Source organism: Massilia sp. Root335 (assembly GCF_001425685.1).
GTDB classification, from domain to species: Bacteria; Pseudomonadota; Gammaproteobacteria; order Burkholderiales; family Burkholderiaceae_D; genus Telluria; species Telluria luteola.
In genome coordinates, this window is record NZ_LMCY01000068.1 from 1 (window position 1) to 20,307 (window position 20,307).

Annotated in this window: 24 protein-coding genes; 12 read left to right on the top strand and 12 right to left on the bottom strand. The window is 60.4% G+C overall.

Going from position 1 to position 20,307, the window contains the following annotated elements; genetic code table 11:
- Window positions 1–70: 70 nt before the first annotated feature.
- From ASC93_RS28090 to ASC93_RS28100, 3 genes are all read right to left on the bottom strand, one after another.
- The gene (locus ASC93_RS28090; protein WP_056450505.1) at window positions 71–1,474 is read right to left on the bottom strand and encodes an MATE family efflux transporter; all 1,404 of its coding nucleotides are present in this window, start codon (window positions 1,472–1,474) and stop codon (window positions 71–73) included.
- Window positions 1,475–1,558: 84 nt separating this feature from the next.
- On the bottom strand, window positions 1,559–2,464 hold the full coding sequence (locus ASC93_RS28095) for a c-type cytochrome (RefSeq protein ID WP_229412903.1): 906 nt from the start codon (window positions 2,462–2,464) through the stop codon (window positions 1,559–1,561).
- A 122-nt stretch (window positions 2,465–2,586) separates the two neighbouring features.
- The gene (locus ASC93_RS28100) at window positions 2,587–2,880 is read right to left on the bottom strand and encodes a hypothetical protein (protein ID WP_056450507.1); all 294 of its coding nucleotides are present in this window, start codon (window positions 2,878–2,880) and stop codon (window positions 2,587–2,589) included.
- Window positions 2,881–3,156: 276 nt separating this feature from the next.
- On the opposite strand from ASC93_RS28100, the gene ASC93_RS28105 reads away from it, so the two are divergent.
- From ASC93_RS28105 to ASC93_RS28140, 8 genes are all read left to right on the top strand, one after another.
- Window positions 3,157–3,891 (top strand): alpha/beta hydrolase, encoded by a 735-nt coding sequence (locus ASC93_RS28105; protein WP_229412904.1) that lies wholly within the window; start codon window positions 3,157–3,159, stop codon window positions 3,889–3,891.
- Window positions 3,892–4,028: 137 nt separating this feature from the next.
- Entirely contained in the window at window positions 4,029–4,979 is a 951-nt protein-coding gene (locus tag ASC93_RS28110; protein ID WP_056450510.1) for a DnaJ C-terminal domain-containing protein, read from the top strand.
- Window positions 4,980–4,982: 3 nt separating this feature from the next.
- Entirely contained in the window at window positions 4,983–5,303 is a 321-nt protein-coding gene (locus ASC93_RS28115; protein ID WP_056450512.1) for a chaperone modulator CbpM, read from the top strand.
- A gap of 87 nt (window positions 5,304–5,390) precedes the next feature.
- On the top strand, window positions 5,391–6,719 hold the full coding sequence (locus tag ASC93_RS28120; protein WP_056450514.1) for an Nramp family divalent metal transporter: 1,329 nt from the start codon (window positions 5,391–5,393) through the stop codon (window positions 6,717–6,719).
- 94 nt (window positions 6,720–6,813) lie between these two features.
- Window positions 6,814–7,389 (top strand): type 1 glutamine amidotransferase domain-containing protein, encoded by a 576-nt coding sequence (locus ASC93_RS28125; protein ID WP_056450516.1) that lies wholly within the window; start codon window positions 6,814–6,816, stop codon window positions 7,387–7,389.
- Between the two features lie 123 nt (window positions 7,390–7,512).
- Window positions 7,513–8,100, top strand: a complete 588-nt coding sequence (locus ASC93_RS28130) for a type 1 glutamine amidotransferase domain-containing protein (protein WP_056450518.1) — start codon at window positions 7,513–7,515, stop codon at window positions 8,098–8,100.
- 82 nt (window positions 8,101–8,182) lie between these two features.
- Window positions 8,183–8,761 carry a helix-turn-helix domain-containing protein gene (locus ASC93_RS28135; protein ID WP_056450520.1) on the top strand — a complete coding sequence of 193 codons (579 nt, stop codon included), beginning with the start codon at window positions 8,183–8,185 and terminating at the stop codon, window positions 8,759–8,761.
- A gap of 2 nt (window positions 8,762–8,763) precedes the next feature.
- The gene (locus ASC93_RS28140; protein WP_056450522.1) at window positions 8,764–9,285 is read left to right on the top strand and encodes a GNAT family N-acetyltransferase; all 522 of its coding nucleotides are present in this window, start codon (window positions 8,764–8,766) and stop codon (window positions 9,283–9,285) included.
- A 58-nt stretch (window positions 9,286–9,343) separates the two neighbouring features.
- On the opposite strand, the gene ASC93_RS28145 is transcribed toward ASC93_RS28140, so the two are convergent.
- Window positions 9,344–9,562 (bottom strand): hypothetical protein, encoded by a 219-nt coding sequence (locus ASC93_RS28145; RefSeq protein WP_157202159.1) that lies wholly within the window; start codon window positions 9,560–9,562, stop codon window positions 9,344–9,346.
- 26 nt (window positions 9,563–9,588) lie between these two features.
- The gene (locus ASC93_RS28150; RefSeq protein ID WP_157202160.1) at window positions 9,589–9,846 is read right to left on the bottom strand and encodes a hypothetical protein; all 258 of its coding nucleotides are present in this window, start codon (window positions 9,844–9,846) and stop codon (window positions 9,589–9,591) included.
- Window positions 9,847–10,362: 516 nt separating this feature from the next.
- On the opposite strand from ASC93_RS28150, the gene ASC93_RS28155 reads away from it, so the two are divergent.
- The gene (locus ASC93_RS28155) at window positions 10,363–10,953 is read left to right on the top strand and encodes a hypothetical protein (protein WP_056450532.1); all 591 of its coding nucleotides are present in this window, start codon (window positions 10,363–10,365) and stop codon (window positions 10,951–10,953) included.
- Window positions 10,950–11,522, top strand: a complete 573-nt coding sequence (locus ASC93_RS28160) for a DUF4123 domain-containing protein (protein WP_056450535.1) — start codon at window positions 10,950–10,952, stop codon at window positions 11,520–11,522. The genes ASC93_RS28155 and ASC93_RS28160 overlap by 4 nt, the downstream gene beginning before the upstream one ends.
- On the opposite strand, the gene ASC93_RS28165 is transcribed toward ASC93_RS28160, so the two are convergent.
- Complete coding sequence (locus tag ASC93_RS28165; protein ID WP_056450538.1) at window positions 11,519–12,667, bottom strand: hypothetical protein; 1,149 nt, start codon at window positions 12,665–12,667, stop codon at window positions 11,519–11,521. The genes ASC93_RS28160 and ASC93_RS28165 overlap by 4 nt on opposite strands.
- Entirely contained in the window at window positions 12,664–13,425 is a 762-nt protein-coding gene (locus ASC93_RS28170) for a hypothetical protein (RefSeq protein ID WP_056450541.1), read from the bottom strand. Before ASC93_RS28170 ends, ASC93_RS28165 begins: the two co-directional genes overlap by 4 nt.
- Before the next feature lie 1,232 nt (window positions 13,426–14,657).
- Here ASC93_RS28170 and ASC93_RS30245 point away from each other — a divergent pair.
- Window positions 14,658–15,425: a hypothetical protein gene (locus ASC93_RS30245; RefSeq protein WP_082548399.1), complete on the top strand. Its 768-nt coding sequence runs from the start codon at window positions 14,658–14,660 to the stop codon at window positions 15,423–15,425.
- Between the two features lie 78 nt (window positions 15,426–15,503).
- On the opposite strand, the gene ASC93_RS31220 is transcribed toward ASC93_RS30245, so the two are convergent.
- Complete coding sequence (locus ASC93_RS31220) at window positions 15,504–16,370, bottom strand: FxLYD domain-containing protein (RefSeq protein WP_157202161.1); 867 nt, start codon at window positions 16,368–16,370, stop codon at window positions 15,504–15,506.
- An 83-nt stretch (window positions 16,371–16,453) separates the two neighbouring features.
- Between ASC93_RS31220 and ASC93_RS28185 the strand changes: the two genes are divergently transcribed.
- Window positions 16,454–16,696 carry a helix-turn-helix domain-containing protein gene (locus tag ASC93_RS28185; protein WP_056450551.1) on the top strand — a complete coding sequence of 81 codons (243 nt, stop codon included), beginning with the start codon at window positions 16,454–16,456 and terminating at the stop codon, window positions 16,694–16,696.
- 137 nt (window positions 16,697–16,833) lie between these two features.
- Here the strand turns inward: ASC93_RS28185 and ASC93_RS31225 are convergent, their stop codons facing one another.
- The 4 genes from ASC93_RS31225 to ASC93_RS30255 all read right to left on the bottom strand — a co-directional run bounded on the left by ASC93_RS31225 (window position 16,834) and on the right by ASC93_RS30255 (window position 20,146).
- Complete coding sequence (locus tag ASC93_RS31225) at window positions 16,834–17,772, bottom strand: hypothetical protein (RefSeq protein ID WP_157202162.1); 939 nt, start codon at window positions 17,770–17,772, stop codon at window positions 16,834–16,836.
- A gap of 17 nt (window positions 17,773–17,789) precedes the next feature.
- The gene (locus tag ASC93_RS30250) at window positions 17,790–18,020 is read right to left on the bottom strand and encodes an AlpA family transcriptional regulator (RefSeq protein ID WP_082548400.1); all 231 of its coding nucleotides are present in this window, start codon (window positions 18,018–18,020) and stop codon (window positions 17,790–17,792) included.
- Window positions 18,021–18,071: 51 nt separating this feature from the next.
- Entirely contained in the window at window positions 18,072–18,809 is a 738-nt protein-coding gene (locus ASC93_RS31230) for a hypothetical protein (protein WP_157202163.1), read from the bottom strand.
- Between the two features lie 125 nt (window positions 18,810–18,934).
- Window positions 18,935–20,146, bottom strand: a complete 1,212-nt coding sequence (locus tag ASC93_RS30255) for an integrase arm-type DNA-binding domain-containing protein (RefSeq protein ID WP_082548401.1) — start codon at window positions 20,144–20,146, stop codon at window positions 18,935–18,937.
- Window positions 20,147–20,307: the final 161 nt, after the last annotated feature.

A 20,307-nucleotide genomic window follows, 5' to 3' on the forward strand; every position in this document is an offset into this window, starting at 1 on the left:
GTTATCCCGAGCGCCGCCTTCGAAGAACCTTAACTTAACGGCATTAGGCTCTGACCCCGAATTCACGACTTCATGCGACCTCGCGGACGCGCAGCTTCGACAACTGGTTCAGCGACCACGCCAGCAGCACGGCGGCCACGGTCAGGCCCAGCACGAGGCCGATCCAGAAGCCGGTCGCCGCCATCGGCTTGCCCGGCGACCACGGGAACCAGTCCGGCGCCAATCCGAGAATCCAGCCGACGGGCAGGGCGACGCCCCAGAACGCGATCATCTGGATCACCATCGGCGAGCGCGTCACCTTGTAGCCGCGGATGGCGGACGCGGCCGCGACCTGCGTCGCATCCGACAACTGGAACAGGGCGGCGAACAGCAGCAGCATCACGCACGTGGCCTGGACGCCTGCGTCCGACGTGTACATCGCCGCGATCTGCCAGCGGAACAGGGCGATGCAGATGGCCGACAGCAGGCCGAACGCGATGCACATCCCGGTGCCGACCCACGCGACGAAGCGCGCGCGCACCGGATTGCCTTCGCCCATCGCCTGGCCCACGCGCGTGAGCGCGCCGATGCCGAAACTCAAGGGCACCATGAACACGAGCGAGACGAAATTCAGCGCGATCTGGTGCGCCGACACCTCGATCACGCCGAAACGCGCCACGAGCAGGCTGATGATGCCGAACGCGCTGACCTCCGCGAAATACGTGATGCCGATGGGCAGGCCCAGGCGCAGCATGCTGCCGATCTCTTTCCAGTTCGGCCCTTCCCAGCGCGTGAACGGATACGTCAGGCGGTAGGCGACGCCCCATTTGATCCACCAGACCATCGCGCCGAGCATCAGCCACATGCCGGTCGCCGTCGACAGCGCACAGCCGAGCGCGCCCAGCCTGGGCAGGCCGAACTCGCCGAAGATGAACAGCCAGTTCATGACGATGTTGTAGAGCAGGCCGCAGATGGCGATCACCATGATGGGCTTGGTCTGGTTGATGCTCGTCGTGTAGCCGTACAGCGCGCGGTAGCAGGCGAACGCGGGCATGCCGAAGCTGATGATGTGCAGGAACGTCGACGCACGGTCGGCCACGGCCGCGTCGAGGCCGATGTGGTCGAACACGAGCGTGCACAGGTTCGCGGCGAGGCACCCCGCGACGCCGACGCCGAAGCCCATCCACAGCGACTCGCGCACCGAGTGCGAGATGCGGTCGTAGCGGCCGGCGCCCATCTCGTGCGAGACGACCGAGTTCACGGCCATCATGATGCCCATGACGGTCACGAGGATGATCGACCACACGGACGTGCCGAGCGACACGGCGGCGAGTTCGGCCGCGCTGACGTGGCCCGTCATGGCGACGTCCGCCACGCCCATGCCGACGGTCGCGAGCTGGCCCACGAGCATGGGCCACGAGAGCCGCCACAGCGTCGCGACCTCGGTGCGGACGGGATGCGCCGCGCGGGCGCCGGTGCTGGACAAATTCGTCATGTTCGGTTTGCTGGGAGAAACCGCGCATTTTACTGAGGAATTGCCAAGCCCGTGTGACCGGCGCGCGACGCGCTCGGGACTGCCTCAGCGCTGCGCCAACGTCGTTCCCGGCACCGACTTCAGGTAGGCATACAACGCCCGCAGGTCCGTCTCGTTCATCTGCCGGAACGACCCGAACGGCATCACGGCACTGACCGCGCTGCCGTCCGGCCGATGGCCCGTCCTGAGCATGGCGATGAACGCGTCCGGCGTCGGATACCGGTTCATCGCACTGCCCTTGCCGGGCGCCAGCCGGGCGGCCGGCGGCCACGACGGCGGCGCGCCCGGCACGCGGCCGCCAGCCAGGTCCGCGCCGTGGCAGCCGATGCACGTGGCGGCGACATAGGCGCCATACGCCGGCGTGACGGCGGCCGGCACGGCCTGCGGCGGCGCCAGCGCGTGGTCGATCTTTTCCGATGCGTCCTTGATGACGCCGAACGCGTACAGCGCCTTGACGGGCACCGGCACGTCGACGACGGCCTTCGCCCCGGACACGGGCCGCATCTGCTCCAGGTAGGCGACGAGCGCCGCCATGTCTTCGTCGCTGAGGCGGCTGTAATCCTCGCTGGGCATGATCATGACGGGATTGCCGTTCGGCTTGACGCCATGGCGCACGGTACGCACCCAGTCGACGACGCGGTAGTGCGCCGTGGTGCCGTTCGGACCCGCCGTGATGTTGGGCGCGACGACGAGCATGCCGCCGTCGCGCACGACGGTCTTGCCGGCGCCGTCCGCACCGTGGCACTCGGCGCAGCCGCGCGTGTTGTACAGGTAGCGACCGTGGTCGACCCGGGCGACGTCGGGCACGATGTCGAGCGGACGCACGTCCAGCGTGATGCTGCGTGCCATCTTGCGTTCCCCCAGCACCTTGCCGACGCCGGCCGTGGCCACGCCCAGCAGGGCGAGTGCCGCCAATGCGATGCTCGTGCGCCTGACCCATTTGCTCACCATGATTTTCCCCTTGTTGGACGAACGGCAACACGAGGAATCTAGCACTGCCGTTCATGGCCCGATACTGGTTGAAATGCTAATGACGGCCGGGCGAACACGATGCGTCATGCGTCAAGCATGCATCATCGAACGGCGTCGCGATTCACTTCGTCGTGAAGCTGGTGAGCCACTGCGGGTTGGCGTCCTTGCTCCAGTTCGCCGTGCCGTTCATCGCCTTGGCTCACCATATCGTTGACGGCCGCCATGGCCGCCGCATTGTCGTAGGTCTCGCTGGCGCCCACGATGTCGATGAACACGTAGGGGCCCATCCCGGACGGCTCCACGCCGGCGATGCTGTAGCTCATCGAGCACGAGCCGCGGGCGGTGCCGGCGCCAAGGCTACGCCGGTAACTCATCACGTAGTCCGGCCAGTTCATCACACGCCTGCCCACGGAGGCCTTGTCTGATAGACACTTCTAGTGAAGCCTGGGAAGTGGCTTTGAGCTAAAAACCATTACAGGGGAAAGACAGTGCGTATATGTTTCTTGATAAGTCTTGCTTTGTTCTTGATCAATTTCACATCGGCCCAAGCGGCGACTTGGCAGCCATCGCCGGAACATCGGCAGATTGCCATTTGGCCTGGTGCAATACCTAATGCAACGTCTCTTGAACAGCCAGAGTCGGTAGTTCCTGCAACAGGACACGGTGGGTGGATGCAGATCAATGACGTCAGCAACCCGACGATGACGGTGTACCCGCCGAAGGGCCTGAACACCGGAGCTGCTGTCATCGTATTTCCCGGCGGGGGATTCCGAGTCTTGGCCATCGATCTGGAAGGTACCGAAATCTGCGATTGGCTGACATCCCAGGGCATGACTTGCGTATTGCTCAAATACCGCGTCCCCGGCGGGAATGACTACTTTGACGAAAAATGTCGATGCAGAATCTTTCCAAAGATACCACTCGCGCTACAGGATGCGCAGCGGACCATTAAGCTCGTGCGATCGAAGGCGAGAGAGATGAACCTGAACCCGCGAAAGATCGGCGTCATCGGCTTCTCGGCAGGGGGCTATTTGGTGGCGCAGGTCAGCAATATTGTCTCGTCTGCCTACGCAACGGTTGATGCTGTGGACGAGCTAAGCAGTCGCCCTGACTTTGCTATTGCGCTTTATCCGGGTCACCTTTGTCGCTCTGGAGCACTCGAATCAAGCATTCACGTGACGAAGGAAACGCCGCCCACATTTCTAGTGCAAGCTTGGGACGACCCGGTCGACCCCATCTGCAATAGCACGCTGTATGCCCGGGCGCTCAATGAGGCAGGTGTATCGGCAGAGGTTCATTTGTTTGCAAAGGGCGGACATGCTTTCGGTCTTAGGGAAAAAGACCATCCGATAACCGCCTGGCCATCGTTGCTGAAAAGCTGGCTAAAGGAAATCGGCGTTCTATAAATGCGATAAATTAATGTCACTTTGGGTTGATAGCGGTTTCTCGACACCAAGCGTCTGGTAGGAAGTAATTGAAAAGCAAGCCCCCCGCCTCAACATACGGGTGAACCAACCATCCAACCCGATCGGGAGCGACGCTCGTGGAATACAAGGACTACTACCAGACCCTTGGTGTCGAGAAAACGGCGACCCAGGACGATATCAAGAAGGCGTACCGCAAGCTGGTGCGGCAGTACCACCCCGACGTCAGCAAGCACAAGGACGCGGACGCGAAGACCAAGGAAATCAACGAAGCCTACGATGTGCTGGGCGACGCCGAAAAGCGTGCCGCCTATGATGAGCTGGGGCGGGGCCATCGTCCCGACCAGGGCTTCCAGCCGCCGCCGGACTGGGGCACGCAGTTCGATTTCGGCGGCGCCGGTGCGGACGATTTCTTCAACGACCTGTTCTCCCACGTGGGCCGGCGTGCGCGCGGCGGCGCGGGCGCGGGCGCAGGCGCGCGGGCGGGCGGCGGCGGTTTTCAGATGCCCGGCGAAGACATCCACGCGGCGATCGCCATCGACCTGCGCGACGCCTACCAGGGCGCCACGCGCACCATCAGCCTGCGCGTCCCGCAGCACGATGCGCAGGGCCATGTGACGATGCAGGACAAGACGCTCAGCGTGAACATCCCGCAAGGCGTCACGCCGGGCCAGCAGCTGCGCATGCGCGGGCAGGGGCATCCGGGATTCGGCGGCGGGCCGGCCGGCGACCTCTACCTGGAAATCCAGTTGAACCCCGACGCGCGCTATCGCGTCGAAGGAACACACGTGTACCAGGACGTGCCCGTGGCCCCGTGGGAAGCGGCGCTGGGTGCGAGCATCCCGGTGCAGACGCCGTCCGGCACGGTCGAGGTGACGGTGCCGCCGGGGTCGCAGAGCGGGCGCAAGCTGCGCCTGAAAGGACGCGGCATTCCCGCCAGGACGCCGGGCGATTTGTACCTGATGCTGAACGTGGTGTTGCCGCCCGCCACGAGCGACCGGGCGCGCGAGCTGTACGAGGCGATGGCGCGCGACCTTGCCTTCAATCCACGCGAACGCATAGGAGCCTGAACGATGCATGACGATATTCTCACCGGCGTGCTGCTGGAGGACGTGGCGCTGACCCTCGACGAACTGGCGCGCGCCTGCAACGTGGAACCCGACTGGGTCGTGCGCCACGTGCGCGCGGGGGTGCTGGGCGGCGAGGTCAGCGTGCAGGTGACGAGCTGGCGTTTCCGCAGCAACGACCTGGCCAGGGCCCGGCACCTGCTGAGCGTCGAGCGCGATTTCGACGCCAACGAGGACCTCGCCGCGCTCGTGGTCGACATGGCCGACGAGATCCGCCGCCTGCGCGCGCGCCTGCGTGTGCTGGGCGTCGATGCCGGTAACGGCTGAGCACTGCGCCGGCGCCCGTGCGCCGGTTTTTCGGCGGGCTCGGGCGGCACGAGGCGTGCGCGAGAATCCCCGTGTTATCTTGCCCTCATGCTCAAACGACCGACCGACGCCAACGCACCGTTTTGCCCGTCCGAAGTCTCAGGCACCGTCAACGTGCCCGAGAACGGTCCGCTGTGGAAAAAGATCCTGCGCTATGCCGGCCCCGGGCTGCTCGTGTCGGTGGGCTATATGGACCCGGGCAACTGGGCCACCGCCATCCAGGGGGGCTCCCAGTTCGGTTACGACCTCCTGTTCGTCGTCGTGCTGTCCAGCCTGGCGGCCATCGTGCTGCAATGCCTCAGCATGCGGCTCGGCATCGTCACGGGCAAGGATCTGGCGGTACATTGCCGCGAGCAATATTCGCCGGTCCAAGCGAAGGGTCTATGGGCATTCGCCGAGCTGTCGATCATCGCCTGCGACCTGGCCGAAGTGCTCGGCTGCGCACTCGCATTCAAGCTGCTGCTGGGGGTGTCGCTGCCCGTCGGCGTGGCGCTGACGGCGCTCGATACCATCATCGTGCTGGGCCTCAAGGGCAAGGGATTCCGGCGACTGGAAGCCATCGTGCTGGGGCTCATCCTGACCATCGGCGTCTGCCTGTTCGCCGAACTGTTCCTCGTCGACCCGGACCCGCTCGCCGTCATGGCGGGCCTCGTGCCGTCGCTGGAAAAGCTGGGCCAGCGCGACGCGCTGTACCTCGCCATCGGCATCCTCGGTGCGACCGTCATGCCGCATAACCTGTACCTGCACTCGTCCGTCGTGCAGACGCGCATCATGCGCCACGACCTCAACCAGGACGGCACACGGCTGGCCGAAGCGATCAAGCTGTCGCGCATCGATACCGTCGTGTCGCTGTTCCTCGCGCTGTTCATCAACGGCGCGATCCTCGTGCTGGCCGCCGCGTTTTATAAACCGGGTGGCGGTAACGTGATGGACATCGACCAGGCCTATTACCTGCTGGCCCCCGTGGCGGGCACGGCGGCGGCGGCCATCCTGTTCGGCCTGGCGCTGCTGGCGTCCGGCCAGAGCTCCACGTTCACTGGCACCATCGCCGGCCAGGTCATCATGGAAGGCTTCTTGAAACTCAGGATTCCTGGCTGGCAGCGCCGCCTGCTCACGCGCGCGCTGGCGTTGGGGCCGGCGATGGTCGGCGTGCTCACGCTGGGCGACCACGTCATCGGCAAGATGCTCGTCGGCAGCCAGGTCGTGCTGAGCCTGCAATTGCCGTTCGCCATGTATCCGCTGATCCGTTTGACGGGAAGAGGCGACCTGATGGGGCAGTTCGTCAATGCCTGGTGGACTCAGGCGCTGTCGTGGTTCCTGTTCGTCGTCATCTCCAGTGCGAATCTCTGGCTGGTGTGGCAGGCGCTGTTCGGCTGACCCGGCCATATCTTCGCGCGCGCCGTTCCGGATCGGGCAAATCTACAATTCACTTCCTGCTTAGCTATTTTTTGAACGCTGATACGGAGGTTACATGCAACGAGGAACGAACCAGGCCCTGCAGGGCAAACGTGTGGCCATCCTCATGACGGATGGCGTGGAGCAAGTCGAATATACGGGCCCGCGCGGCTTTCTCGAACAACAGGGCGCCCAGGTCACGCTCGTGTCGCCGAAGCCCACCGGCGACGAGATCCAGGGCTTCAATCACCTGACCCCGGCCGACAAATTCAAGGTCGAACTGGACGTGCGCGACGCACGCCCGGCCGACTTCGACGCGCTCGTGCTGCCGGGCGGCGTCGCCAACCCGGACCAGCTGCGGTTGTCGATGGAAGCGATCACATTCATTCGCGCATTTGGCCGCGAGAACAAGCCGATCGCCGCGATCTGCCACGGGCCGTGGACCTTGATCGACGCCGACCTCGTCACCGGCAAGCACGTCACCAGCTGGCCGACCTTGCAGCTCGATCTGCAGAATGCCGGGGCGGAATGGACCGATGAACCGGTCGTCGTCGACGGCAAGCTCGTCACGAGCCGCAAGCCGGACGACATCCCGGCCTTCAACCAGGCCCTGCTGAGCGAACTGCAGTCGGCCGGGCAGACGCGCCACTGACGCATCCTTCGCGTGATCGATGCGCCGGCGCTTTTCTTGTTGCGCATGCGGCGTGCGACGTGTCCCCTATACCGTGCCTAGAATGGTCGATCGTCTTCATACGTTCGACCAAAAGGAGTTTATATGGAACAAGTTGCCAGCAAGCCCTTACAAGGCAAGCGCATCGCCATGCTGATGACGGATGGCGTCGAACAGATCGAATACACGAGCCCCCGTTCTTTCCTGGAAGAGCAGGGGGCGACTGTCGTCCTGCTGGCGCCCAAGGCCGCCGGCGATGAAGTGCAGGGCTTCGACCACCTGCATCCGGCCGACCGCTTCAAGGTCGAGATGAACGTGAGCGATGCGAGGCCGGCCGATTTCGACGGCCTCGTGCTGCCGGGCGGTGTCGCCAATCCGGATCAACTGCGCATGAGCAAGGAAGCCATCGCATTCATCCGTGATTTCGATGCCGAGGACAAGATGGTCGCGGCAATCTGCCACGGTCCGTGGACGCTGATCGACGCGGGCATCGCCACCGGCAAGCACCTGACCAGTTGGCCCAGCCTCAAGCGCGACCTGACGAATGCGGGCGCCGAATGGACCGATGAGGAAGTCGTGCTGGACGCGCGCCTCGTCACGAGCCGCAAGCCGGACGATCTGCCGGCATTCAATGACATGTTGCTGAAGGAATTGCTCGTCGCGCCAGGGACGGACCCGGGGCCGACATCCTGATCGCACCGCATCCTCCAGTAAATTGGAGAATTAATCCAAAATAGTTGACGGAAAATCTTTCATATTGGAGAATTAGTCCATTATGAAAGAGGATTCTTCCGTCAACGGGCGTATCGCCCAACAGGTGCGGCTGCTGCGCAGCGCGCAGGGACTGTCGCTGGATGCGCTGTCGACCCAATGCGGCGTCAGCCGTTCGATGCTGTCGCTGATCGAGCGGGGCGAGACCAGTCCCACAGCCGTCGTGCTCGACAAACTCGCGGCCGGCCTCGGCGTGCCGCTGGCATCGTTGTTCGACGATCCTGCGCGCAAGCCCGAGCCCGTCGCGCGCCTTGCCGACCAGGTCACCTGGCAGGATCCGCATTCCGGCTACCTGCGCCGAAATATCTCGCCAGAAGGGCTCCAGTCGCCGACGCGTATCGTCGAAGTGACGTTTCCGCCGCGTACGCGTGTGACGTACGAGGCCGGCGCCCGCACGCCTGCCGTGCTGCAACAGATCTGGATCCTGGAAGGCAGGATGCAGATCGTCTACGGCGCGCAATCCTGGCTGCTGGAGACCGGCGACTGCCTCGCCATCCCGCTCGACGAACCGAATTCCTTCCACAACCCGGGGGACGTTCCGGCGCGCTATGCCGTCGTCCTCACCACGCTTGCCAGGAGCTGACCATGAGTTGCCGCGTTCGCCGTGTTGATACGTTGACCGATTCCGACATCGACGGGCTGGCCGCCGTGCTGCTCGACTGCGTCGAGGGTGGGGCGTCCGTCGGGTTCATGCAGCCGTTTTCCAGCGATCGGGCATCGGCATGGTGGCGTGGGCTTGCCGCCGACGTCGAGGCCGGCAAGCGTGCGTTGTTCGTGGCCGAGGACGAGATCGGCATCGTCGGCACCGTGCACCTCGTGCTGGCGCAGCCGGACAATCAGCCGCACCGGGCCGACCTGTGCAAGATGCTCGTGATGCAGCGTGCGCGCAAGCGGGGTATCGGCGCCGCGCTGATGGATGCGGCGGAGAAGGCGGCACGGTCGGCCGGCAAGACGCTGCTGGTGCTGGATACGGCCAGCCAGGATGCGGAGCGCCTGTATGCGCGCATGGGCTGGACCAGGCTGGGTGTCGTTCCCGGGTTCGCGCTGTGGCCCGATGGGGGACTGTGCGATACGACATATTTTTATCGCGATCTCACTGAGAGGTAGGTGGTTTGCCGTATAAAAGTACGAAGCGGAGTGTCCTCCGCCTCATCCATCTTTCTGCTCAGTGCTTGATCAGTGACATCAGATGCTCTGCCGCTTCAGCGACAGGGCGCCCTTTTACCTGGCTTTCCTCGACTTGCACCTGATGGTGCGCCTGATCGTGACGTTGCCGAAAGATGGGCTGGATTTTCTGTTTGCCGATCATGACGGGATCAGTCCTGATTGCGCCCAGAAACCGGGTGCTGTTGGGGTCGGTAATGACGGTCATATTCACTTTCATGGCATCCTCCGTATATCAATGCTGTGTTAATCGGCCGTGAATCCGCCGCCGCACAGCGCATAGCGCGTGCCGACGCCATCACAATGCAGCTGGAACCAATAGGCATGCTTGCCATCGGTTCCAAAGGAAATACCCTCATTATTGGTCGTAAGGGTGTTGTTGGCATCCTGCGGTTTTCCTTCGAAGAATTGCGCACCGAAATCCTGACCGTCATTGATTAAAAGGCCGACTTCGATGGTGGAGCCACCATTGATATAACCCCAGTTGTCGACATTAATTGCCATGTTCATACTCCTAGATGGTTAAGAAAACGATCAACTGACGTGATTGCCCATCACGTTAGTACACAGAGGCCAATGGGCGTATCGCAACAATATTTTGCGTTGATTTATAGCGCCTGCGTTCACTCATCGTAAGCCCGCAAGGAGGCCTGTAAAGGGTGATTCGTCGTGGTATTGACGCTTATCTACCGAGTCCAGATAGGATTAGGAAATTTCCTGAAAATTCAATCGGTAAGTCGCTGATTTAAAAAGGAATAGCTTTTGGTGTAAATGCCGGACATTGCGCATGGCGGCCGATAAACGTCGATGTTCTATTTATCGTTGGAAGTGGCCGAGGCGAAGCAAAAATGCATGAGCCGCGACATGTCCGCCCGCGAGCGCAGCGAAATGAAATGGACAGCCGTTGAGATTTCGACGCTATTCCAATCGTGCGGCAATAAATCAGCTTGGGCTTGTACGCCGCCGCGCTCCCTTGTATCCTTGGCAAGAACATCGACCAGGCGGCCGCTCCGACCACGCATGCACATCACGCTCACGCTAGAAACCGTCGGGGAAACCCTCCACATCCACTCGTTCGCCGACCGCTGTCCGAACTGCGTCGACGCGACGATCGCGTTCGCGGATGAATGGAGCGCGAGCCGCTTCCTGCAACGGCACCGCCACGACGCGAGCTGCATGGCCCGCCTGCGGGCTGCGCTCGCTGCGGACGTCGTCGGCCTGGACCGCCTGACGGACGACGACGTCATCGCGGCCGGCGCCTGGCGGCTGGGCCGCGGCGCGTGGAAAGTCAGCCGTCACGCCCAGCGGCAATCCACTGGCGGTGGCGGAGGCGGAGGCGGTGGCGGAGGCGGAGGTGGGGCGGCGAGCGCCGCGGGCAGTAGCGCGGCCGCGTCGGCGGCGCCGGGGCGCAGCCCGACGCCCGCGGCGGCGCGCACGGCATCGCCCGCGGCGGCTGCCGCCGGTGCGACGGTCGCAGCGCCCGCCGAGTGGCCCGAAGCGGCGGACCAGGTCGCGCAGGCGCAAACGCTCGAGCGGGCCGCGCAGTCCGGCGCGCCGTTCTGCGAAATCTGCGAGCAGCGCCGGCGCGAGCGCGCGGGAGCCGCAGCATGACCGACGCGGAACTGCAGGCATTGACAGGCGTCCTCTGGCCCGACGGCGACGGCACGTCGCGCCAGCAGGCCTATTGGCTGCTGGACTGCGCGCGCGATCCGGCCATCTTCGGCCTGCTGCGGGCCGGCGGGCTCGAATACAGCTGCCTGTACACGGGCAACCTGCATCCGCGGCTGCAGGCCGCCGCGCCGTACCTGGTGCATCTGGCGGCGAACTCGCGCACCACCGACCGGCTGCTGCGCAGCGGCTGGGGCAAGTCCTGGGGCATCCTGACGACGGCGGCGCCCGACGTGACGCTGGCGCGCCAGCGCCTCCATTTCAAGAAATTCCTGCGCGTCAGGACGGAGGACGGCCGCGAGCTGGCGTTCCGCTTCTACGACCCGCGCGTGCTGAACGTCTACCTGCCGACCTGTACGGATGCGGAGTTCAAGACGCTGCTCGGCCCGGTGGCGCGGCTGCTGGCCGAGGCGCCCGGCGGCGCCGGCCTGCGCCAGTTCGATCTCGACGGTCAGCGCATGCGCACGCGCGAACTGGCGCTCGCCGGCGCGGACGCCGCGCAGGCGCGCTAGCCCCAGGCGTTCTCGTCAGCGGCCAGCACGACGTCGACGCCGTCTTCCACCACGCCGGCGCGCAGGTTGTCGCGCTGGCCCCAGTTGTGATCGAAGGCGCCGTCGTTGTGCGTGAACGGCAGATTGATGATCGAGCGCGCGCGCGACGCCGCGATTGCGCCGTTATGGAAACGCACGCCGTACATGTCCTCGACGGGCGCCACGACCGTCATTTCCGTGTGCTGCAGGATGTCCCCCTGCGCGAAATAGCATGCACTCCAGGGCAGCACGTAGGCGTTGTGCGGCCAGGGATCGACGACCCACCATTGCGAGGTGCCGATCCGCAGGACGACGAAGTGGTGGTCGCCGCTCCAGCCGACCTTGCAGGCCACCGTGCCGGGCGGTGCACACGTGCTCAACACGCCCATGACGACGGACGAGAATTTTTCGCAGACGCCGCCGCCCAGATACAGCGTGCTGGCCGCCAGCGCCGCCAGTCCGCGCACCAGCCCGCCCGCCATGTTTTCCATCGCGCCGTCGACGTCGAACAGCCGCTCCGAGGGGCCGAGCGCAGTGCGGTCTTCGGCATCGATCGCGTCGACGGCATCCAGGTAAATGAAGTCGGCGCGGGCGTCCTCGGTGCGCGGATGCGGGCGGCGCTGCGCGATCGCATCCGGCAGCTGGCCGCGATTGTTGAACGGGCCGTTGGGCAGCAGAGCGCGCACGGACCGCACGACCGCGATGGCGAGATCGCGTGCGGCCTGCTCGTCGTCCGCGTTGCCGGGGGCGCGGTTCGGCGGCGCCGCCTCGACGTACGCGAAGCGCAGATAGACGTCGCGCACCTGGTCGTCCTCGCGCCGCGCGCGGTCTTGCGCGCACGCCTCGACGTCCTCGTCGCGTTCGTCGCGCAAGGGCCCGTAGACGACGCCCGTCGTTTCGGACGGCGTCTCGTGGTGGTAGGGCGGCGGCCTTTGCGCCGCCAGCGGCGGATCGGCGTCCGCCGGCAGGTCGGGGAGGGCGTCCTCCGGTTCAGGCTCAGGCTCCGGCTCCGGTTCGGGTTCCGGAGCAGGCAGGATGACGGGCGGCGGGCCTTGCACGATCACCGGGGGCTGCGCCAGGTCGGCCGGCGGATCGTCGTCCAGCACGGCGCCACAGTTGCATCTCATGCTTCTCTCCTCAGGTCGGCGGCGGCGTTCGCCGGGCGCCGGAACAGCGCATAGCGGTCCATGTGGTCCATGACGGCCCGGTGCAGCAGGCGCGCCTTGTCGCCCGGCGCGGCGGACGCCTGCAATGCGGGCGCGATCCAGGCATACAAGGGATCGCGGTCGACGTGGGTGCCGGCCATGCAGGTCAGCAGCAGCCAGCACGACAGGCCTTCCTGGCCCAGACCATGCGCCTGCACGCGCGCCGCGCTGCGTACCAGCGTGTCGTCGAGCGTGCGCTGCGACAGGCTGCGGTAGTAGGCCGGATACAGGCGGTACAGGGTGCGCACGGGGTCGCCGCGCGTCAGTTCGTCGAAGCCGGTGCGGCGGATGCGCAGCAGCGCGGTCTGGTAGCGCCGGCCGTCGGCCCCGGCCGTGTCGCGCAGGAACGCGCCGGCCGCGCCGTACAGGTCGTGCATGCGTGCGGCCGGGCTGGCGGCGCGCGCGCCTGCGAGGATCGTCGCCGCCCAGGGCAGCAGCGGATCTTCGTCGAAACAGGATCCCAGCAAAAACATCAGGCGCACCCAGCGCCGCACCTCCGCCGTGCGCAGGAAGCCGTGACGGCCTGCGCGTGTCATGCCCAGCGCGATGGCTTTGTCCACCGCGTCTGGACCCAGGATCCGGCAGTCTTCGCCGAACTGCTGGTGCACGTCGGCCAGCAGGTGCTGCCGCAGGCGGGCTGCGCGCATTGCGGCGAGCTGTTCGGAACGGACGATCAACATGGGACGGGCGGGAAGTCGACGAAGTTGCCGATAATACACGAACGCCGCGTGATTTTCCTTAGTCAGGCGCTCCGGCTCGCCCCTTGTCCGTGCCGGACGAGGATTCGATACCCAGCGCATGAGGTATTCAAAACAAAAGCCCCACCGGCTTGCGCCGGTGGGGCTTTTGTTTTGAATACTGGTGGGGCGGAGTCAATCGAACTCTTCGCATTTCGCCCGTACCTAAAGGCCTTCTGTTGAATGGCTTTCGTAGATACCGTCACAGATACCGTCAAAAGTGAACGCTTGGCCTGTAACCTAGCCGGGCTATACCAACACTGACTTGGCAACCGGTGCGCGCTTCAAGAGTGTATCGCAGCTACAACGTGGGCGAGCATGACCATGTTGGTGTCGAGAAAGCAGTTTAAATTGTATAGAATACAATCTTGAGTTTCAGATGACGCGACCCAATGGCACGAGACGAATTTTCTGCTGCAACGAAACGAACGCTTGCTGCGCGAGCTGCGCATTTTTGTTCGAATCCCTACTGTCGCAAGCTAACTGCTGGTCCGAGTTCAGATGAGAATAGGAGTCTCGTCACGGGGCATGCGGCGCATATTCATGCCGCGTCGCCGGCTGGACCCCGCTTCGATAGCAGCCAAACCGCAGACGAACGTGCGCATATCTCAAACGGCCTGTGGCTCTGTAGGGAATGTGGCGATATCATAGACAAGGACGATTCCTCTCACTCAGCGGCTCTCTTGCGACAGTGGAAGACGGATCATGAGGCGCTGATTTCCGAGGTCCGCACGCGAGGGTATTCCGAAAGCTTAGCTTTGCTTCAATCAAGGCAAGTAGAACCAATGATAGCTAAAAGGGTGATCGCCGCGCTCGAAGATCGCCGGGCGCTTTGGCAGACATTTGACGCTGAGTTTCCGGACCGGGTACGTCAATCCTTGGACCAGTTACGTTCGCGACTTGTCGATCTTCGGAGTGAGCTTGATGAACGCAGTCCGTTAGATCAGATTCTTTTAGCGCTCACAAAAACGATTCATATTTTCTTCAATGCCGTTGAGGCTTCCGACCTGACAACGCTACGATGCAATTCGAGTGATCCAGAATGGCGCAGCTTCAGTGACGCTCTCGCTACTCTCCGAAAATCAGTCGGACTCCAGATATTCAACCTCGCGAATGCATATAACGTTAAACTCAGCGACGACCTTAAGTCGATTAGCCCATTGAGCACATAGTACATGGATGAAGTCAAATTCCCTTTTCCAGAAGATGATTTTCTGGCATCGGTTGTGGAGGCACTAAAGATGCGCGGGGATGCTCGTGCAATAGCTTCTCTCATCGAAGGACAATGTAATTTCCTGCTGTGGAGCGAAGATTTTGGAATAAGCACGTGGCGTATGTTTGTTGCGTTGCCAGTTCCATTATTTTATGCGATGACCGAAGAGGATAGAGAGGCAACCGAGGAATCAATTAAGGAAGTTGCGTCATCTTTCTTTAGCTCGACGCCAGGAGATCATTTCGGTCTTGTGAATCTCGCTCCAAGGATTGAACAGGCAAATATAGGCTGGCGCGAGGAAGCTTTGCGGTTTGTGCGCGGTGAGGGAGTGACGAATCAAGGACGGGTGCGGAGCGATAACATCGCATCAAAGCAGCATCTTGGTCTTCTCTTTCGGTCTAAGGCTGAAATTACACTTTTTGAAGCTCTTACGAGAGCTCAACTTGCGGTAGCGCCGTTGCCTGTATTCGTTCGAATTGGTAAAAGCTACAATCGCCTTGAGCCTGATTTTATTGTGGTCTATAAGGGTCTTACGTTTGTCGTCGAAGTGGACGGCGATACCTATCATAGGGAATTGCCCGCTGAGGCCGACAAACGGTTAATTCCACTTACCTATGAGGGTGTCGAAGTCCGCCGCATTCGTGCTTCGGAAGTTGGTAACGATAAGGACGCAGATGTGGTAGTCCGGGACCTTATCCAATTCATGGCTAAACGAAAAGAGGCCCGCTAGTGGGCCTCTTTTGAGTCGTCGTGACGACATAAATTTGCAGAAAATCGCAACCGGCGCGGCTTTCAGAGTTTAATGGCCTCAGCTACGTACGTTGGCTATGTGAAGCTCCAAACGGTACGTTTTTGCTTTGCCATCAATGAGTAAGGGCAGGTAAAGCGCAATATCTTTCCCTTTGAGTGCTTCAGCCTTTGGTCCGTCGGGCAACAATGGCTGAGCCGACCACCCTACGTTCGCCGATACGTAAGTCACATAGTCACTCGGAAGAACAGTTTCATTCACCGACGCGTGAGGCGCGATGTTCGTTGGCACCGCTAGACGGTCCTTGTCGATAAATTTAGTTCCGCCTCGTATAACTGAGTGCGAAATTCCTGCGGTATCGACGTAAGCGGCCTGTGACCAGTCAATCCTGATGGTCTCGGACGTTAAGTTCGTTAAGAAAAGACCGAGATTTTCGCGCGACGGGGTTATACGAATTTTTACTTTCGAATCGCTGATTGATTGGTCCGCAGCGCTCCCGTCCAAGGTGAAGATGTAGTTCACATCATAAACGCCGCCGAGATACTTGATGTCGAAGGAATCCATTTTCGCGCCGTAAGTGGTCGCAATTTCGTTTTCGATTCCTTGTCCAAATGGTCGAGCAGCTCCGGGTGCGATGTCCTCTACGAAGACAATCTTGTTTCCTATTTTTGCATGCTGGCGATCAAACAAATCTACCGAAAAGGATGTACGTCTCCAATGCTTCGCCGTGTTATTGCGAAGTGTGCCATTCATTGCCACGGAAATCGAGCTTGGGGCGTAAAAACTGAAATTTTCCAGCGCAAGCGGGCCGGCGTCTGTTTGGAACGTCTTCGTATGCCATTGCTGAGCACCTGGAGGATGTTGGGGAGCCGCGCAAGCGGTGAGAAGGAGGGCACTGACAGTTGCCGCAACAAAGTGTTTTGTCATGATTTGTAGGTTACGTTCAGATTTTCGCGTTATGGGGTACATGTACCGTGGAGCGAACGCAATCATACCCTAATCATGGATGAGTGCCGAACCTATCTTCTTTACGTCGCTCCCCTCAGTTGCTCGCCATTGGTGAAGCTATCCGCCTTCGCCGGGAGGTGCTTGGGCTCTCGCAAGAGGAAGTGGCGCTTCGTTCCGAGGTTGACCGCAGCTATCTCGGCAGGATTGAGCGCGGCGACAACAATGCCGCCGTTCTCACGTTGGTGAAGATCGCAGGAGCGCTGAACTTAGCGCTGTCTGAACTCTTGCAAAGTGCCAACCTGTAGTCGGCAACTTGCAATTGATTGCAAACAGCGGCGCTCTTTGACGAAAAATATGAGTAGGGTCATTTCAAAATCGCTATTTGCAGGGATTTTGCCGTGGACAGGTGGCTTTGCGGGAACACTACTGCACTCTCGATTTTTTAGCGGATACGTCGCAAATTGCGCCTTTGCCGCTGTTGTAAATCGCCAATCAGAACATACCGAAGTGCGGCCGGAACTTCGCTCCAGATCGATTCAGGATTCCACCAAGATGGGGTAGGAATTGTACGCAGGGCATCGCGTATACGTCTTCTCACTGTACGATTCTGTATTAGCGATAGCGCTGCCTGCGCGCCGATTATAGAGCTGGCGTGAAGCAGCCATTTCCATTCGTGTGTCGATTGTTGGGCCAGCGCGAAATCAAGCTCACGTACCGTGTAGTTCATCAGAGGGTTGTGAATGCGGCCGAGGTCTGCAAAGCTGCTTAAGTCTCGAAGCCGAAGTTCGAACCGAGTCTTTATTCGAGCAGTTATCCGACCGTTGCAAACCTCATCTTCAAGGCGTTTATCGTAGACTAGCAGATAACGATCACTTTCTAATGATCCAATCGTCAGCGCATTGAGCTCACCTTGAGTTGTAAATGTGCGCGACACCTGCTTACGAGGTGTGTCAAAGACCAGAAGTCGGCTAATGGGGTGGTCGACATCAAACGCGATGTCAATCCGCGTCACACGTGCGTTTTGTAATGCTGACGCAAACGAAGGGATTGAGCGAGCGAGGAGCTGAAATACTGCATCACACCCGACTCGCCCTACCTTCGCCGGATTAAACTCAATGCGCAGGAAGTTGGAGCGCCCCCTACGGGGAGAATGTTGAATAAGGCAGAATTCCCCATTATCGAGATTGAGTCGCCACGCATATTGGTAGGTCTTGAGAGCTTCTCCGAATTGAACCCTTTCGATTTCGAGACCTTCAAGATGAGTCTGGTGAAAATTTTCGGTGACTGCATCTTGTTCGTCTGTCGGAACATGGAGTGTAAGGCTTAGCTTATCGATGAATACCGGTGTGCGCGTAATTGCCGTAGGTTGAGGGATAGCCATATGTTCTCCTCTCTCGCTTACCGCTTGACCCTCTTATAGACTGCATCGTCGCCCGTCATTCTTGGTGGCGTGGTCGTACCGCGAGGGCATGTGAGTAGCCATTGTTCAATGTCCGCTTCTAGCCAACCCATAGCTTTCTCACCTATGCGGACTCTTGTGGGAAATTTCCCCGACTTCTCTAGGCGCCAAATCGTGCTCCGGCTTAGTTGGACTCTTTTCATTACTTCTTCCACACGAATGATCTTCATGATTTCTCCGTTCGACGACGCACCATTGCGTCTCAGGAGTAATAATCTGATTCAAAGCGGGGGAGGCGAAAGGTATGAGGTATCCTTCTCTCTTTCCCCCGACACCTCGTATGGCGCTGGCCAACCACCCCAGATGGTATCGCGAGGTAGATCGCTTAATTTTTCCTTTACGTCTCGCGCGTTGTATTTGCTGCCAAATACGCAGTTGACTAGCGCAGCGACATACCTGTACTGAGGTTGGCCTTTTCGTAGCATTGGGCCATCAATTATTAGCCGCTCATCAAGAAGTAGCGTGGAGTTATGGCGAGTAGAAGTGACGCCGGAGAAGAATCGGAAAAGATAGGTCAGATTGAAAATTAAGCCTAGGACACGGACGTCCATAGACGGTCGTTCGCTTCGTCGTCTAAGCAGTCGAGATGGAAATATCAGCGGGCCGAACTGCGAGTCCAGAACAATGTCTATGTTTGACGGATGATTGATATCGGAGACCCTCTGTACGCCTAAGAGGTAAGCATCTAGTAATTCAATCAGCTCGTCTAGCTGCTCCTTCTTATTGCCACTCTTCATGGCAGATTCGGAAATGCTCCGGTTTTTAATCATGAAGGCCCGGATGTTTCTGCACTCCATTTGATGACCGGGCAGGGTATCGAATGCCGCTTCCCATGCGGCGCGCTCGGTGCTTAACGCATCGGTGCGAGGGTCGGGGCAGCGTTGGGCTTGGTAACAGGCTACTTCAATGTTTGAAACGAGCATGTCATTGGAGCCAGTGCAAACGGGAAGGATTTGCACCGCGCGTAACGTCTCCTGAATCGGTGCTCTAACCTGATGTTCAGAGGTGCATACCGTTCCAAACGACTGACGAAATTTCGCAATCCAAGTCGTATAGGAAGGCGACTTTAAAGTCATTAAAGTGACTATGCGCGCTGAGCGTTGTGAAGATTGATCACCTCGGCTCCATTGCAGAGCCCAACTAAGTAGGTTGACCAGCTATTCATCATTCGGCGCCGCTCAGGTAAATGTTCGGCATAGTTATACGCTGCCCTTACTGCGTCTCGCTCTGCATGGGCTAATTGCCTCTCAATCGCGTCTCTATTCCATCCTTGTTCATTGAGCAACGTCGACGCCATGCTTCGGAACCCGTGTCCGGTCATTTCGTCGCGTGTGTAGCCCATCCTCCGCAGTGCGGCATTTACCGTGTTTTCGCTCATTGGACGGGATGAGGTGCGTGGTCCAGGAAACACGTATCTACCAGAGCCCGTTAGCGGATGAAGCTCACGAAGAATTTCGACAACTTGCGGTGATAGCGGAACGATGTGAACTTCCTTCATTTTCATCCGTTCCGCCGGAATGCGCCATTCAGCGCTTTCGAGTTCAATCTCTTTCCACTCGGCTTTACGGAGCTCGCCCGGTCGCACGAAGACGTGTGGTGCCAGACGTAAGGCTGACTTCGTTATAAACGATCCTTCGTAGCAATCGATTGCACGAAGGAGCGCACCGATTTGCTTTGGATCAGTGATGCTCGCGTGATGGCGAACACGGGTTGGGGGAAGGGCGCGCTTCAGGTCTTGGGTGATATCTCGTTCGGCGCGGCCAGTCGCGACTGCATATTGGAAGACTTGACCGCTGCTTTGCTTGGCCCGATGGGCCGTTTCGAGTCTGCCGCGCACCTCGATGCGGCGCAGCACGGCGAGAAGTTCGGGCGGCGTAATCTCGCGAATAGGGCGTGTGCCAAGCCACGGAAAAACATCTCGCTCAAAGCGTTTCAGAATTTTGTCCGCATGTGAAGCGCTCCATACTGGCACGTACTTGCTATGCCACTCGCGTGCGACAAACTCAAAGCTTTCAAGGTCGCCACCTGAAGATTTGAGCGCTTTCTTTTGTGCGGAAGGGTCAATGTTAGTCGCAAGGGATTTTCGAGCGTTCAGAAGCGCTTCACGGGCCTCAGCAAGTGTGACCGTGGGATAGACCCCAAGCGCGAGCGTCTTTCTCTTGCCAGAGAACCGGTAGTCAAACCGCCAATACTTCCCTTTCTGATTCACAAGCAAGTACAGGCCCTTTTCGTCTGCAAGCTTGAACGGTTTCACGTCCGGCTTAGCGGAACGGACGCGTAGGTCAGTGAGAGGCATGACGGTATTTCCGGTGTCGGTGTTCGAGATACCGTCAAAGATACCGACCGCCGTTGTGGTATGTCAAGAAACGTGATGAAACATGATCAACAAGAAAAAATGCCGCTCTCCTATGAAGGGTAGCGGCATTCGCAAGGTTTTGAACAAGGTTGAAACTGCTC

Bases quoted from the DNA above. Each gene is read 5' to 3' on its own strand.
- ASC93_RS30250 (WP_082548400.1), bottom strand. From the start codon at position 18,020: ATGAAGATCATTCGTGTGGAAGAAGTAATGAAAAGAGTCCAACTAAGC.
- ASC93_RS28170 (WP_056450541.1), bottom strand. From the start codon at position 13,425: ATGTTGATCGTCCGTTCCGAACAGCTCGCCGCAATGCGCGCAGCCCGC.
- ASC93_RS28160 (WP_056450535.1), top strand. From the start codon at position 10,950: ATGACCGACGCGGAACTGCAGGCATTGACAGGCGTCCTCTGGCCCGAC.
- ASC93_RS28125 (WP_056450516.1), top strand. From the start codon at position 6,814: ATGCAACGAGGAACGAACCAGGCCCTGCAGGGCAAACGTGTGGCCATC.
- ASC93_RS28135 (WP_056450520.1), top strand. From the start codon at position 8,183: ATGAAAGAGGATTCTTCCGTCAACGGGCGTATCGCCCAACAGGTGCGG.
- ASC93_RS31225 (WP_157202162.1), bottom strand. From the start codon at position 17,772: ATGGCTATCCCTCAACCTACGGCAATTACGCGCACACCGGTATTCATC.
- ASC93_RS28090 (WP_056450505.1), bottom strand. From the start codon at position 1,474: ATGACGAATTTGTCCAGCACCGGCGCCCGCGCGGCGCATCCCGTCCGC.
- ASC93_RS28155 (WP_056450532.1), top strand. From the start codon at position 10,363: ATGCACATCACGCTCACGCTAGAAACCGTCGGGGAAACCCTCCACATC.
- ASC93_RS28150 (WP_157202160.1), bottom strand. From the start codon at position 9,846: ATGGCAATTAATGTCGACAACTGGGGTTATATCAATGGTGGCTCCACC.
- ASC93_RS30255 (WP_082548401.1), bottom strand. From the start codon at position 20,146: ATGCCTCTCACTGACCTACGCGTCCGTTCCGCTAAGCCGGACGTGAAA.
- ASC93_RS28145 (WP_157202159.1), bottom strand. From the start codon at position 9,562: ATGAAAGTGAATATGACCGTCATTACCGACCCCAACAGCACCCGGTTT.
- ASC93_RS28130 (WP_056450518.1), top strand. From the start codon at position 7,513: ATGGAACAAGTTGCCAGCAAGCCCTTACAAGGCAAGCGCATCGCCATG.
- ASC93_RS28140 (WP_056450522.1), top strand. From the start codon at position 8,764: ATGAGTTGCCGCGTTCGCCGTGTTGATACGTTGACCGATTCCGACATC.
- ASC93_RS28115 (WP_056450512.1), top strand. From the start codon at position 4,983: ATGCATGACGATATTCTCACCGGCGTGCTGCTGGAGGACGTGGCGCTG.
- ASC93_RS30245 (WP_082548399.1), top strand. From the start codon at position 14,658: ATGGATGAAGTCAAATTCCCTTTTCCAGAAGATGATTTTCTGGCATCG.
- ASC93_RS31220 (WP_157202161.1), bottom strand. From the start codon at position 16,370: ATGACAAAACACTTTGTTGCGGCAACTGTCAGTGCCCTCCTTCTCACC.
- ASC93_RS28105 (WP_229412904.1), top strand. From the start codon at position 3,157: ATGCAGATCAATGACGTCAGCAACCCGACGATGACGGTGTACCCGCCG.
- ASC93_RS28100 (WP_056450507.1), bottom strand. From the start codon at position 2,880: ATGAACTGGCCGGACTACGTGATGAGTTACCGGCGTAGCCTTGGCGCC.
- ASC93_RS28120 (WP_056450514.1), top strand. From the start codon at position 5,391: ATGCTCAAACGACCGACCGACGCCAACGCACCGTTTTGCCCGTCCGAA.
- ASC93_RS28095 (WP_229412903.1), bottom strand. From the start codon at position 2,464: ATGGTGAGCAAATGGGTCAGGCGCACGAGCATCGCATTGGCGGCACTC.
- ASC93_RS28165 (WP_056450538.1), bottom strand. From the start codon at position 12,667: ATGAGATGCAACTGTGGCGCCGTGCTGGACGACGATCCGCCGGCCGAC.